Genomic DNA, 13,273 nt, shown 5'->3' on the forward strand with positions numbered 1-13,273 from the left:
AGAGTAGAGATCGGTGGGGCCGCACGGGACGCGGCCCGCCACGACGAGAAGGGCCAGGACCACGGGCGTGGACGACAAGCACATGCAGATCGGCGAAGTCGCCGCGCGGACGGAGCTGTCCCTGCGCACCATCCGGCACTACGAGGAGACCGGCCTGGTCGCCCCCTCCGCCCGTTCCCAGGGCGGCTTCCGCCTCTACACCGAGACCGACGTACAGCGGCTCATGGTCATCCGCCGCATGAAGCCCCTCGGTTTCACCCTCGACCAGATGCGCGACCTCCTCGACGCCACCGACCGCCTCGACGCCGACAGCGACCTCGACGCCGTCGAGCGGGAGAGCCTGCTGGACCGCGTGCGTGAGTACGAGCAGGCAGCGACGGAGCAGGTGGAGAAGCTGCGCGTCCAGCTGTCCCGCGCGGAGGACTTCGCGGCCACCCTCCGCAGCCGCCTGGAGCAGGCCGCCCCTGTCGTCCGGTCCTGACCTGGTCTGACTGAGTGTGTATTGCGGTCTATCCGAGCCGAGTTTGGCCGATCTCAGGCTATGGGGCTTCCCGGCGCTCTGTCCGCGAGCCGAGGCTGCATGGGCAGGACACGCAGGACGGCGTCGGGCGAGACCCGTTGCTCGCGAAGCTGACGGTTCTCCCTCTCTGACACATGGAGCGCTGCGACCAGGGCTTCGACATCGGCACGTAGCTGCTTGATCTCCTCCGCGTCCGCCGCTCGAAGCTCCTTGAGCTTGACGACTTGCTTGCGGAGCCGCAACTCCCGGTCGGGGGTGCCTCCTCGAGCGCGGACTTTGTCGTAGAACTCGTTCTTCAGATCGAGGTGCCGCTGGGTGAGGGCGTTGCGGGGCACACCGGCTTCCGTGGCCAGGGCGACGACGGTGAGCGCCCCGTTCGACTGCTCTGGCGTCCCGGCGAGGATGCGGTCCATGGCGGCCCGGATGCGGTCGCGTTCGTCGTGGGCCGGGGTCATGCTGTGGTCTCCTCCAGGTCGGCGGCGCGGTTGCGGTGGTGCTGGTCTGCGAGGTTGCGCAGGCTTTCGGCGCGCTGGCGAAGGCGGTCGGCGAGCGGAGTCGGGACCAGCTCGGAGGCTGCCTGTTTCTCCAGGTCCTCGGCCTGAGCGCTGAGCTGGGCGGCGTGCTGGTCGGTGCGTGCGATGTTCGCGCAGGCGGGAACGCAGCGGTCCAAGGTGGGTGTGTCCCTGGTGCCGACGCGGTGGCAGAGGGCTTTGTCACGGTTGTAGACGCACATCAGGAAGGCGTGCGGGTTGTCGTGGACGGCCAGGCTGGGGTTGCGCAGGATGGCCTTGGCCTGGCGCGCGCTGCGGATCGAGCCGACGAACGTCGGAGCCTGGGCGGCAGCATGGATTGCCCGCCGTGCGGCCGGCCCTGACACCCCGACGCCCGCGGCGAGATCGTCGTGAAGGGCGGCGAGTGTGTCGGCCGTGGCGCGGGCGGTCTCGACGTCGAGGAGGTCGTGGATGCCGTCGCGGCTTCGCGCGGCATAGCCGGCGCTCACGGCGGTGCGCATGTGGCCGTACTGAATGGCCAGGGCGACGAGCCCGCCGGGCCGCCGCGCGATGTGCCAGGCCAGGGTTCGGCGGAACCGCTCGGTGCCGACGGCGCCGTGCGGGTCTTGGGGGATCACTTCAAGGGGGCGGCCGGATCGGACGGCCAGAGCGGATGCCCAGGTGATGAAGTCCTCGATCCGCCGGTTCATGGTGGGCCGGTTCAGCGCTCCCGGGTAGGTGCGGTGCTTGGGGAAGTCGTGGGCGGTCGCGCCGAAGAGGAGACTGTCGGCGGGCACCATCCGTTCGAGGACCTGGATGGCACGCCTGGCCGGCGGGATAGCGACCCAGGGAACATCGCGCATCTGGCCGCGGGAGAGATGGTTGCCGTCCTCGTCGCGGGCGGTCTTGAAGACGTGTCCGTAGATCAGCGGGCGCCCGTCTCCCGGGTCGGGGCAGCAGCCCGTACGCAGTCCGAGGGCCTCTCCGGGACGCTGGCCTGTGAGGTAGGACAGGACGATGAAGCAGGCGGTGCCGAGGTGACGCATCAGGCCGGCGGCTTCGGCGAAGTCGATCGCCTCGGCCCAGGGGCGGCCGTCGATGCGGCCCCAGATCGGTATCGACAGCGGGCAGGGTCCGGGATGCAGGTCCCGGTACCGACTCCAGTGCGGCAACCGGATCCGGTGATTGACCTGGGTAGGCGGGGCTCCGGTGAGCCCGGCGATGTAGGTGCCGGCGGCGACCACCCGGTGGGGGTACTGGATTGCGGGCAGCGGAGCCCCGCGGGCAGCGAGGTCGTTCAGGTAGGCGTCCAGGGCGGCCCGGGTCCTGGCCGTGGCCCTGGCGTGCTGGGCACGGATGTGCAGGCGGCGGTTCTCCGCCCAGGCGGAGAGGATGTCGGGGGCGAAGTCCTCGACCGTGCGAAGGGCCCAGATCAGCAGCGGGCCCATGGTGGCGGGACTGATGGGTTCGGTGCCGTTCTCCCCGCCGCCGGTTTCCGCTGGCAGGTAGTCGTCGATGCCCTCATGACTCCAGGGCGGCTCACAGATCCCGATCGGGCGAGGGCTGGCTGCGTCGAAGACCCAGAGCCGGACCAGGGCGATGAGGTAGTGCTGGACGCTGTTGCGGGTCAGGCCGTGTTCACGGACCAGTTGGGCGCTGTACTCGCGGAACAGATCCGGGGTGCAGGATGCGAGCGTCGGTATGGACCGAGCGGTCAGCCAGTGTGCGAAGTTGGCCCACATGCGGCTGGTCCCGTAGATGGAGCCGGCGCTTTGGCGGGTCCGCCAGGAGGGGTGCCGGCCGATCAGGAACTTCTCTGGAAGCTCCGTGTTGATCATGCGGTGGGTGAGGAGCCGAAGCTCTGCCTCCATGGCCTGGGGAAACGTGGCCCAGTAGATGCGACGGGTTTCCGCGCTGGGGTTGGCGATCAGCGGGTCCAGCGGCCAGACCGGCTCGTCGTAGCGGGCGACGGGTCCGGCGTACTCGGCGACGACCCGATCGGGCTGGATGCTCGCCGTCTCCGGGGACGGCAGAAGAGGAAGGGCGAGGGGCAGGGTCACAGGTCGTAGTGTCCGTTCAGGAGCTGCTCGGTGGCCTCGCGGTCGGCGGCGGTGACGCGGGAGAGGGCCTCTCGCCAGACGTGCGGATTGAGCCGGTTCTTCAGGTCCTCCAGGCGGGCCTGGGCATCGCCCCAGTCGGCAGACCAGATGGCCGGGTCCAGGACGGCCCGCAGACCTTCGATGCCCTGGTGGAGATGGGCGAGCCGGGGATGGTGGGCCGGAGTGACACGGGCGTTCGGGCAGGCGGTGCAGAGCAGGAACGAGGCCCGGCAGCCGGAGCCCCTGCCCGTGAAAGGACTGTGGTGGTAGTCGGTGCAGGCCGCGGTCACCGTTTCCAGATCACCGGGCTCGGCCGCGTCACTAAGCCGGGCCCGCAAGGTGCGGTGAGCATGGTCGAGGGCGTCGGTGATGCCGTCGGCGATCACATCGGCGGCGGCCTGCTGGGCCTGCGGCTCGGACAGCACGTAGACGCTGTCGTGGGTGTCCTGGGTGTTCTGCCCGGGCTCACGCCGGTGCAGGACGTTGACCGTCTTGCGTAGACGCCGCATCGGCGAACCGGACAGCCCGACCAGCTGTCCCCAGACGTAGGGGGCGGTGTGGTGCAGACCGACGCCGATCACGCCGACCCGGAGTTCGTCATCCCGCTTCCCCTGGTAGGGCCTGTTGGTACGCCAGAGGAGCAGCCGGTCCAGATCGGGAGCCTGTTCGGCCACCAGCGTGCGGGCGTGGGCCGTCGCCTCCAGAGCCTTCGTGATCAGCCGTCCAGGCGAGTCGGCGCCGAAGTCGGTGATGTTCCTGGTCTCGAAGTGCTGGCCCGAACCGCGGCGGCGCTTTTCCAGCTCTATCCGATAGACGGGGAATCCGCCCTCGCCCGAGTCAGGGGTCGCGCGAGGAACGGGCAACTCGGACACGGTGGTGGCGTTCAGCCCGTGATCGGTCACCAGCAGCACGGCCGGAGCGACCGCCTCCATGCGGTTCAGAAAGAGCCGTTCCCACGTCGCTGCGGCGTTGTCGCCGCCCAGAGCGAACACGTAGCGCGAGATCACCCTGCGTCGACCTCCGCCGGACCCCACGTACTGAGGGACGTCCCCCGTTCGAGCCAGGCAGTCCAGGGCCTCGCCGATGAGCCACTGGCGCGAGTCGGGCTCCACGGCGCCGGCCCGCCACCGGTGCAGCAGCTCCGTGTTCTCACCAATGCGCAGCCAAGCGGCGCGGAACATCCGCTGTGCGGCAAGGCGGAGCTGCCGGAACTCCTCCGGCGTGAACGCCGTCTCCGCCTTTTCCACCCGAGGGACACGCTTGGCCATGGCCTCACGGACCGGCTCAGACAGATGTGCGTCTTGCCGCAGGAATGCGGCAATCCTCAGGATCTGATTGCGGCCCGACACGCTCCGCGGGCGGCTGATCCGCCAGGTGTTCCAGAGCGCCACCGTCAGCCCAGCGATGTCCTTGGGCGGATGGTCCTGGGCGGCGAGGAACCCGGCGAAGGTCCGCAGTTCCTTCCACGTCGCGCGGCTCGAAGTCAGCGAATCCCAGCCGGCGCCAGGCGCGCATCTGGCGGCGAACAGTGCAGCCCAGGCGTGCTGCATCGGTGGCGCCAGCGGGAGCAGGGCGAAGTCGTAGTCGGCCACCGAGCCCTTCGCGCCGCGGTGGCGGACAATGAGGCCGCTCTGCTCGCGGACGAGGGGGCGGTGGTGCGGCGCATCGGGCAGCGCGGCCGAGCGTCCCCGCCGGCTCACGTGACCTCCATCCGCTCGTCGAGATCCTGGATGCCCTCGCTCTCGCGTGCGATCCGCGCGAACAACGCGGTCATCCTCTCCTGCGTCAGCCCGGCAGCGACGGTCACATCCGCGACAGGCTCGGCCAGCAGCGAGCGCAGCTGAAGATCCGCGACCGGGGCGAGATAGATCTGCCGTGTGGTCTCCAGCTCGGCGTGGCCGAGCAGATCCTGCACCATCCGCCAGGGATCGCCGTAGAGCAGCCGGAAGTCGCGCCGCTCCTCGGCGGTCAGCCCCATCCGCTGGTCCATCAGGTGGTTGAGGACCACGAGCATGTAGAGCGCGAAGCTGTGCCGGGCCATGTGCGGGGTCGCGAACGGCGGCTCGGCCATGACATCCGTCAGCACTGTCTCGCACCGCTGGGAAGCCGTGCGGAAGACGTTCTCCCACGACGCCGGACGAAACGGCAACCCGGACTCGTTCAGCCACAGCCACAACGGCTCGGGCCCCTCCGGCCCTTCGGTGAAGTACCTCATCCGCTCCGCGACGGTGGCCTCGCTCAGCGGTGTCTGGCCGACGACACCGTCCCGGTCGTGCCAGTGCAGCATCCGCCGCAGCCGCCCGCTCTGGTGCGTCACCAGCCGCCACTCGGACAGCCGGTCGTAGCGGCCCCGGACCTGAGCACGGCGTACCACGTCCGCCCGCGAGGACTCCACGTAGCCCTCAACCTCGCCCAGCACCACGGCGGAGGCGTAGTACGTACGGGCCTTCTTCGTCTTCGTCACTGCCCGGGCCAGCCGACCGCCGGAGTATCGGCTCCCCTCCAGCCGCGTGCGGGGAACCTCGAACGTCAACAGCGACGCCGCCTCGGTCAGCCGCATCCCCGACGACAGCAGCAGGCCCGCATAGGCGGCATTGCGATCCTCAAGGCGCCCCACCCACCTGGGATCCGGCCTGCCGTCGGCTCTGTGCCCACGCAATCCGACGTCCATCCACAGCCGGAAAGCCCGGGGCGTCAACCAGCGGACGTTGCTGGCCCTCGCGTGCTTCGCACGAGCAGCCGGTACCGACACGACCTCGCCGTTTCGGCCGATCACCGAACGCATCACGACCGGGTTCACCAACATGTACCCACGGTCGACAGCCCACCCGTAGAGCCTGCTCAGGGCGGCCAGACCGCGGTTCCACCGGGCGCCACCGACCTTGCGGGGGTTGCGCGGTGACCTGGTTCGCCAGTCCTCGAAATCCCACAGGTCATCCGCGGTTGCCTCGTTCCAGTTCTTGCCACGGCCCCACAGGAAGTTGAAGAACACGCAGTAGTCGCCGGTGTAGTTCCGCTTCGTCTCGTGCTCGAGACGGGAGAACGACGAGCGGCACAAGTACAGACTCAGGACGTCGTCGACCCGGTAGTCCGGCGACAGCAGAATCGGATCACCGGGGTGGATCCCAGACCACTCCTCACGGTCTGCCAGGTCCTCCCAGCCCGCCAGGATCGGTATTCGATCAGTCACCACCCGGGTCTTGGATACCCAGTACGTACGCCAACCTGGCACAGAACCACCCCTGTTGCATCAGCTTCAACACGCTGATTCAACAGGGAAGGTGCGCTACTTCTCCCAATCGCCGTGTGCATCCAGGAAGGAGTCGAGCAGGGCGTCGTGGTCGCCGGCATCGGCCAGATAGGCCGGAACCACCTCCGGCTCCGCGCCGGATGATGCGGGCTTGGCTGCGGTGAGGTCGAAGGTGGCGCGGGCCTCGGCGGCGGCGCGTTCGGTGTCGGTCAGGGGCGCCGCGCCGGGGCACATGTCGGCGCCGTGGACCTTCTCGAAGGCGAGCAGGGCCTGGGCGGGTGAGTCGAAGGTGTCGGCGACCTGGCGCAGGTGGTCCTCGCCGTGGAGGTAAACGGACTTGCCGTTGCGGTGGAGGTAGGTGCCGACCGCGACGGTTGTATGGCCGTCGTGGGCGTGGGCGTGGATGAGCAGCTGGCCGTGGCGGATGTCGTCGTGGATCTTCTGGGCCTCGGCTGAGACCTCGCGGATTTCGCTGCGGGTGCACCAGGGCATCGGGTAGTTGGCCCAGGTCCATTCCTCGTCCATGGCCTCGCGGAACCGAGGGGTGATCTCGACGGTGATGCCTTCGGCGGACAGCTGCTTGGCTGCGTCCTCGGCCCAGTAGGGCTCCTCGTGGTCGATGCGGACCAGGATCAGGACGTTCTCGGCGACGACGGTCCAGTCGGCTGCCTCCAGACCCATGAGAGCGATGCGGGCCTGGGTGCCGGTCACGACGGCCGTCACGGCGCTCGGGTGAGTGGGGTGGATATCGAGGTGGACGTGGGCGTCGATGGGGGGAGTCACGTTGGGGTGTCGTCTCTTCTGCCGGTGGCCGGACTTTCGGGTCCGGCCACCGGCGTATTCCGGGTGTTATCGGGTTGCTCGCGCGGTGCCGGCGGTGTGCGCGGCCGTGGTGGTCGGCGGGCCGGCGCGGGTGGTGGGCGCCGGGCGCCGTCGCTGCGGCGGGACCATTCCGGTGGCGTGCTGCCAGCGGGTACGAGCGGCGCCGATGTCGGCGAGGGATCGCCGGGCACCGACGACGAGTTGGAACGGGGTGTTCGCCGGGTCTCCGGCGTACGCCTCGATGCGCCGGCCGGTGTGGTCGGCGGTGGCCAGGAGGGAACGCTGCAGGGCGCGCTCACCCCAGTGCTCTACGGAACCAGCCGGTTCGGCCAGCAGGCGGAGCACTTCGCCCGGGTTGCTTCCGTCGTCCAGCACACCGCGCTGCTGGGCCTCCCACAAGACGGTGACGGGGTCGACGGGCTCGCCGCGACGGGCAAGGGTGGTCAGGCACTGCCACAGACCGGCGTGCAGCGGCAGAGTGAGGTCGTCGGGGAGCAGCCACCGGACGGAGTCGATGTCGGCGGGGTGGGCGGTGGCGGTCGCGAGCAGCAGCTGCTCCTCCTCGACCGCCTCGGTTTGGTCGGGCGCGATGGCTGGCGGCGGTGCCGGGGTGCGGGGCAGGACGCCGGCGCGCGGAGGGAAGCGGCTCGCGATGTCGTCCACGACCGCGGCGAGTGCGTCGGCCTCGGCGAGCACCGTCTGGACGGGGTGCGGGAGGGAGGCATCGTGGACGGTCTGGACGAGGAGTTCGGCGGCCCTCTGCAGGCGGCGGCGGGCGTGTTCTGCCTCGACCATCCGCGCGTAGGCCGGTGTGTGGCGCGGCCAGGGGCAGACCTGGACGAGGGTGTGGAGGTACGAGGCGGTCAGTCCGCGCGCCTGCCCACGTCCCGAGGCGAGCACTTGGTCGAGCCATTTGGTGTTCTTAGCGTGTTCGGTGGGGTCGGGAGGCGGCAGGGTGCTGATCGCGGCGAACAGGGCGGCGTGGGCGGCAGTGGAGAAGGAGTCGGCGGCGATGCCGGTCACGTCGCTGAGACGGTGCGGTTCGAGGAGGAGGGCGCCGAGGAGGGCCTGCTCGACGTGGAACACCGGCTGCGGCGGTGCGATGGCGTCGAGGTCGTCTTCGTCGGGTTCGGGGCCGTGGGGCATCAGGCGGCGAGGGTGAAGTCGTCGGGATCGAGGGTGACGCCGAGGTGCGGGGCGAGGAGGTGGCCGGCGAGCAGCGGGGGTACGGCGTTGCCGATCTGCGAGAACTGCTGGCCCTTGTTGCCGGCCCAGGGGTAGTCGGCGGGGAAGGTCTGCAGGAGACCAGCCTCGCGGGCGGTGATCCGGATCGGCTCCGGCACCGCGGACGCGTCCGTGTCCTTCTCGTCCGTGTCCCTGGGCGGAGCCGAGGCCGGTTCAGCGACCCAGGTGCACTCGTTCGCCCGGTGACCGAAGAACAGCGTGCCTGCCGGCTCGGACAGCGGCCGGACAGTGGCGTTGGCCTGGTTGTTGCTGCGCAGGGACCAGGACCAGCGGTGCGCCTCGGCGGTGAACGTCGGAGCCGGAGCGTCGACGGCCCGGTTCTCGCGTTTGCCATGCCGGGCCTTCCAGCCAGCTCCTTCGCGGCGGGACTGCAGGACAACGTCGTCCGGCCGGGGCATCCAGGTGCCGCGCTCCCGGGCGTCGGAGAGTGTCTTGCGGGAGCCCGACGGGAACGGTTCGGGTCCACCGCCGGGCCCGCCGCCGGCACAGACGGTGGGAACGGGCCGGTCGGTTGCCCCCCACCCGAGTGCCTCGGCCATGCTGACCCAGCGGGCGCGGCCCGGCCCGAACAGTGATTCCGGCTCGGCGACTCGGGAGTGCGTCGGTGGGGGAGGCTGTGCCGTTCGGACCCGGGAGGCGAGGAGGATCGCCCGCCTCCTGGTCTGTGGAACGCCGAAGTCGGCGGCGTTGACGATCCCGTACCAGACGGAGAATCCCCATCCGCGTAGGACGGCCGCGTACTGCTTCCACAGGGGCAGGACGTCCGGCACCTCCTCCATGGCGACCCAGTCGGGCTCGCCGACCGTGTTCAGGGCGTGCAGGTAGCGCATGGGCTCGGCTGCGAGCAGGGAGCGCTCGTCGCGGCACGCGGCGAGGAGGCGCTCGCGGGTGTCACGTCCGACGGCAAGGTCCTCGACCGCCGCGTGCACCAGCGGCTGGTCCACCAGGCCGAGGCGTTTGCCGGCCATGCTCCACGCCTGGCACGGAGGGGACGCGATCAGCCCGCGCGTGCGGCCGATGAAGGGCCACGTCGGATACATCGCCACGTCGGTACGGACCGTCAACTGCCCAGCAGCAACACGGGTTTTGCATGCCCACTCGTCCCATTCCAGACCGATGTCGCGGACGCCGAGGACATGTAGTGCTCTGCTCCAGCCGCCCGGCCCCGCGAAGAGGTCGAGTATCACGTGGCCAGCCCGAAGTCGGACTGCGTCGGCGCGTGCTTCGCCACGGCGCGGGCGGTGATCGCCTTCGAGGCGCGGGCGGACGCTGCGGACAGCGCCTCGGCTCCGGGCTCCAGGTACCAGGGCCGGAGGTCGAGCATCGCGGCCCTCATGCCGGTGGCGAAGCAGAGTGCGGTGCCCTTGGGGAGGGCGCGGATCGCGTCGGCGGGCAGGATCCGCTCCTGCCGCATGCTGACCGAGGTCGACTTGCCGGACTCCGAGTGCGAGGTGGATGTGGTCTCCACGTCGTGGTCGCCGATCAGCCGGGACAGCTTGTCCGCGAAGTCGGGGTCGTCGATACCGGACCCGATCACCTTCACGGTGGAGGCAGACCACATGGCGTCCATGCCCGCATCCCCCCAGACTTTCTGGCCCTGGCGGTAGCTCTGGAGGATCGTGATGGGGATGATGCCGCGGCTGCCGAGGTGGGAGTACAGGTCCGGCAAGTCGCTGATCTTGCACACGTTGGCGGCCTCGTCGAGGATCGCCAGCATCGGCGGGTCGAGACGTCCCCCGGCGCGCTCGGCCTGGGCGGTGGCGGCGCGCATCACCGAGTCCGCACACGCCGCGATCAGCGCCGAGGCCCCGCCGCCACCGTCCTTGCTCAACAGGAACAACGTGTCGGTGGAGGTGACGAAGTCGGCAGGCCGGAACTCGGCGACGTCCTTCTGCGGCGTCACCCACGCGGCGATCTCGGCGTTGAGCAGGGCGGCGGCGTACTGGCGGGCGGTCTCGTAGATGCCGTCGCGCGTCTCCGGGGGGCCCTCGACGGTTCCCTTGAGCTGGGCGGCGACAGCGGCGAAGCCATGGTCGCGGAGGATGTCGAGCGGAGTGCGGTCGGCGGGGAAGGCCAGCCACTGCATGATGTCGGTGATCGGCCGCTCGTCGAGCGCCGCGGCCAGCAGCAACTGGGACAGGATGTTGCTGCCGGCCTTCGACCAGAAGTCGCCCTGCTGCGAGGCGTCCACTGAGGCTGCGAGGAAGTGCCCGGCGAGCCGGTTCGCCCCGTCCAGGGTTCTCGCGCTGGCGAGAGGGTTCCACCACATCTCGCGTGCGGCGTGGGCGATCTGCTGCGGATCCATGATCCACACCGCTCCCGCCTCCGCCCGTGCCTCGTAGGCAGTGGTGAAGGCGTCTCCCGCGGCCTTGTTCGATGTCAGCAGGACCGGGCCGGGCGCGTTGAGCATGGAGGGGATGGCGAGCGAGGTCGTCTTGCCGGACCGGGGCGCCATGATCGCGACGGCGACGTCCTCGAACCCCATCCGTACCTCGTGGCGGCTGCCCTGCAGGTTGCCGAGGAGGATGCCGGTGTCCTTCGCGTCGATGCGCTTGCTGTCTTTCAGGCTTGGGCGCAAGGAGCGGGCTTTGTCGGTGATCGCCTTGGCCATCAGCGGCTCGATGTCCCGGGCCTTGGCCATGTCGGTGATCTTCTTCTTCCGGCCGTCGCTTCGGTTCTTGTGCTGGGTCCACAGGAGGCCCGCTCCGACCCCGAGGGCCAGGAGCAGGACGACGGGGACGATGCGGGCACCGATCAGCAGGGACGTTTCTCCTGCGTCGGGCCAGACCTGCTCGGGATGGAGCAGGGCGTTGGTCGGCTGGTAGGGGGCCCAGGCGGCGCCGGTGAGGTAGGCGGTGATGTTGCCGGACAGCCAGGCGAGGTGGGACAGGGGAACGACGACGGCGAGTACGCCGAGGAGGAGGCGCAGGACGAGGTCGTACCCGTCGGTGTTGCTGTTGGAGGAGGAAGGGGGCAAGGGCTACGTGCTTCCGGGCGGGGACGAGGGGATCAGCGGCGGCGGTTGTTCTTGGTCGGCGGCTGCCGAGAGGGGATGGGGCTCGGCGGCGGGGGCATGTTCACTTCCGTGCCGCAGATCGCTGGACGCGTGAGGGGGCCGGTATGGGCGCCAGGGGTGAACGGGCTCTGTGAGCGGCGGAGTTGATCTCCCGGAGCGCCTTGCCGTGGGTGGCCCAGTCGTCGAGGTAGCTCCACGATTCGGCGTGATGCTCGGCGAGGGCGTCATCGAAGTCGGGGGTCCCGGGCTTGTCGGCGGTGGGGAGAGCGTCTCGGGTCTGGAGCCACTGCTCGTGCAGTTCGTCGAGCCGGTCGAGGGCGGCGTGCAGAACGCCCAACTGGTAGACCCAGCGGCTCTGCACCGTGTTCTCCGGCAGCAGCGCCAGCTGTGTCTCGGCGGTGGCCAGCAGGTGACGGGCGCCGTAGCGGAGCGGCTCGAACGCCGTGAGGGTGTCGGCGTCGCGCTGGCTCGCGCGCATGCCGTAGGCGTGGTCGTCGTGGGGCCAGCCGTCGAGGTCGGTGTGCTCGTCGGAGTAGGCGTCCCAGGCGTCGAGGATCTTCTTGCTGTCGCTCAGGTAGTCGTCGAGGTGGCGGAGGAAGTCGCGGTGTGCGTGGTGGTCGGTGGAGATGGGGTGGAGTCCTGTCGGTTCAGCGGCGAGCGGCCGGGTGGGCTGGGCCGACGCTGGCCGGGGTCGTCGCGGGTTTCGTCTGCTGCCGGCGGGCGAAGCGTGCTTGCGCGCGGAGCGACTTGAGGCGCATGGCGTGGGCCTCGACCACCTGCTGTGGGCGCAGCGGGCTGGGCTCCTGCACGGCGCTGTAGTGGCCGGTGCGGTCGTACATGCCGCGCTGGAGCGGGCTACGGTCGGCCAGTGCGGTGAGGAACGAACCGACCAGGTGGGCGGGGGTGCGCTCGTCGAAGTAGGCGTGCCAGATGCGCGGGCCGGAAAACTCTCCGTGGCCGGGCTCACGGGTTTCGACGTGCCAGGACGGCCGGTCGCGGAATTCGCTCAACGGGCGCAGTTCGATGTGACACATGGAGTCCGGCGAGCGCGCTGTGCCGTCTGAATCGCGGTGCCAACCCGCCGAGGTCACCGGCTGCCACGGGTCCGGCTGCTGTGGCGGCGGGACGATGAGAGCGTCCGTGAAGCCGGCGAGGACCTCGGCGGGCACGAGTTCGCCGAACTCGGCGTACCAGCCGGCCTCGGTATCGGTGGGCTCCGCCTGCAGCCGCCACCACGCGGAGGTGGCGGACTGCGGGTCGAATTGGAGGCGGTGGCGAAGGTCAGGGCTGCGCAGGACGATCTCGGCGCTCAGGGGGTCGGAGACGGCGCGCCATCCGGCGGCGGCCAGACCGTGGGTGACGTGGCGGGCATCCCCGGGGCCGGCGAGATGGCGGGGACTGGTGACGAACGGGATCTGCCAGGCGTGCTTGTCGGCGAAAGCGGCGAGCTGTCGTTCGCTCAGCGGCACCAGCAGCACCCCGGCTCGCTCGCGACGGCGCTGCCGTACAGGTCGCGGAGGTCGTCCACGACGTAGTGGAGGGTGTGCTGGTCGGCTTGCTCCCACGCGGCCGTGCGCAACTCGGTGATCAGAAGGTCGCCCTGGGCGGTGCGTGGGACGTCGGGGTGGTCCTGCAGCGCACGGGCGAGGGCACGCAGGGTATCGGCGAGCTGTACGGGCAGGCCCGTGTACTCGTCGAGAAGGGGCTCGACGAGGGCGAGGGCTTCCACGGGGTCAGGGTTCTCGCGCAGGTAGTCGGTGAGGTCCGACAGCGTTTCGGTCAGGGTGCGGATGGTGTCCGGGGTGAGTGCGGGCATCGGGCTCCTTGGTA

The 13,273-nt window shown here is 70.1% G+C and carries 11 protein-coding genes and 1 pseudogene; 1 reads left to right on the forward strand and 11 read right to left on the reverse strand.

The window, feature by feature from the left end; translation table 11 throughout:
- The first annotated feature begins 67 nt into the window (after nt 1-67).
- A complete protein-coding gene (locus ACH41F_RS11725; protein WP_398834581.1) occupies nt 68-481 on the forward strand; it encodes a MerR family transcriptional regulator in 414 nt (137 codons plus the stop codon).
- A gap of 53 nt (nt 482-534) precedes the next feature.
- Here the strand turns inward: ACH41F_RS11725 and ACH41F_RS11730 are convergent, their stop codons facing one another.
- The 11 genes and pseudogenes from ACH41F_RS11730 to ACH41F_RS11780 form a co-directional block, all read right to left on the reverse strand.
- Nucleotides 535-975, reverse strand: coding sequence for a hypothetical protein (locus ACH41F_RS11730; protein WP_398834584.1), 441 nt, complete (start codon nt 973-975; stop codon nt 535-537).
- On the reverse strand, nt 972-3,071 hold the full coding sequence (locus ACH41F_RS11735) for an integrase (RefSeq protein WP_398834587.1): 2,100 nt from the start codon (nt 3,069-3,071) through the stop codon (nt 972-974). Before ACH41F_RS11735 ends, ACH41F_RS11730 begins: the two co-directional genes overlap by 4 nt.
- On the reverse strand, nt 3,068-4,810 hold the full coding sequence (locus ACH41F_RS11740) for a hypothetical protein (protein ID WP_398834590.1): 1,743 nt from the start codon (nt 4,808-4,810) through the stop codon (nt 3,068-3,070). Before ACH41F_RS11740 ends, ACH41F_RS11735 begins: the two co-directional genes overlap by 4 nt.
- A complete protein-coding gene (locus tag ACH41F_RS11745) occupies nt 4,807-6,300 on the reverse strand; it encodes a tyrosine-type recombinase/integrase (RefSeq protein WP_398834593.1) in 1,494 nt (497 codons plus the stop codon). The genes ACH41F_RS11740 and ACH41F_RS11745 overlap by 4 nt, the downstream gene beginning before the upstream one ends.
- Nucleotides 6,301-6,399: 99 nt before the next feature.
- Nucleotides 6,400-7,143, reverse strand: a pseudogene (locus ACH41F_RS11750) (hypothetical protein); the annotation flags it as partial.
- Nucleotides 7,144-7,209: 66 nt separating this feature from the next.
- Nucleotides 7,210-8,328, reverse strand: coding sequence for a DnaB-like helicase N-terminal domain-containing protein (locus tag ACH41F_RS11755; protein ID WP_398834596.1), 1,119 nt, complete (start codon nt 8,326-8,328; stop codon nt 7,210-7,212).
- Nucleotides 8,328-9,614 (reverse strand): DNA cytosine methyltransferase, encoded by a 1,287-nt coding sequence (locus tag ACH41F_RS11760; protein WP_398834599.1) that lies wholly within the window; start codon nt 9,612-9,614, stop codon nt 8,328-8,330. The genes ACH41F_RS11755 and ACH41F_RS11760 overlap by 1 nt, the downstream gene beginning before the upstream one ends.
- Nucleotides 9,611-11,404 (reverse strand): type IV secretory system conjugative DNA transfer family protein, encoded by a 1,794-nt coding sequence (locus ACH41F_RS11765; protein ID WP_398834601.1) that lies wholly within the window; start codon nt 11,402-11,404, stop codon nt 9,611-9,613. Before ACH41F_RS11765 ends, ACH41F_RS11760 begins: the two co-directional genes overlap by 4 nt.
- A 100-nt stretch (nt 11,405-11,504) precedes the next feature.
- A complete protein-coding gene (locus ACH41F_RS11770) occupies nt 11,505-11,921 on the reverse strand; it encodes a hypothetical protein (protein WP_398834604.1) in 417 nt (138 codons plus the stop codon).
- 169 nt (nt 11,922-12,090) lie between these two features.
- Complete coding sequence (locus ACH41F_RS11775) at nt 12,091-12,912, reverse strand: DUF317 domain-containing protein (RefSeq protein ID WP_398834606.1); 822 nt, start codon at nt 12,910-12,912, stop codon at nt 12,091-12,093.
- Nucleotides 12,903-13,259, reverse strand: a complete 357-nt coding sequence (locus tag ACH41F_RS11780) for a hypothetical protein (RefSeq protein WP_398834609.1) — start codon at nt 13,257-13,259, stop codon at nt 12,903-12,905. Before ACH41F_RS11780 ends, ACH41F_RS11775 begins: the two co-directional genes overlap by 10 nt.
- Nucleotides 13,260-13,273 lie beyond the last annotated feature (14 nt).

Source organism: Streptomyces sp. NPDC020489, from assembly GCF_044386545.1.
Taxonomy (GTDB): Bacteria; Actinomycetota; Actinomycetes; order Streptomycetales; family Streptomycetaceae; genus Streptomyces.

What these genes read in the sequence shown, in the direction of transcription:
- ACH41F_RS11730 (WP_398834584.1), bottom strand. Translation starts at nt 975, where the DNA reads ATGACCCCGGCCCACGACGAACGCGACCGCATCCGGGCCGCCATGGAC.
- ACH41F_RS11755 (WP_398834596.1), bottom strand. Translation starts at nt 8,328, where the DNA reads ATGCCCCACGGCCCCGAACCCGACGAAGACGACCTCGACGCCATCGCA.
- ACH41F_RS11770 (WP_398834604.1), bottom strand. Translation starts at nt 11,921, where the DNA reads ATGCGCGCGAGCCAGCGCGACGCCGACACCCTCACGGCGTTCGAGCCG.
- ACH41F_RS11780 (WP_398834609.1), bottom strand. Translation starts at nt 13,259, where the DNA reads ATGCCCGCACTCACCCCGGACACCATCCGCACCCTGACCGAAACGCTG.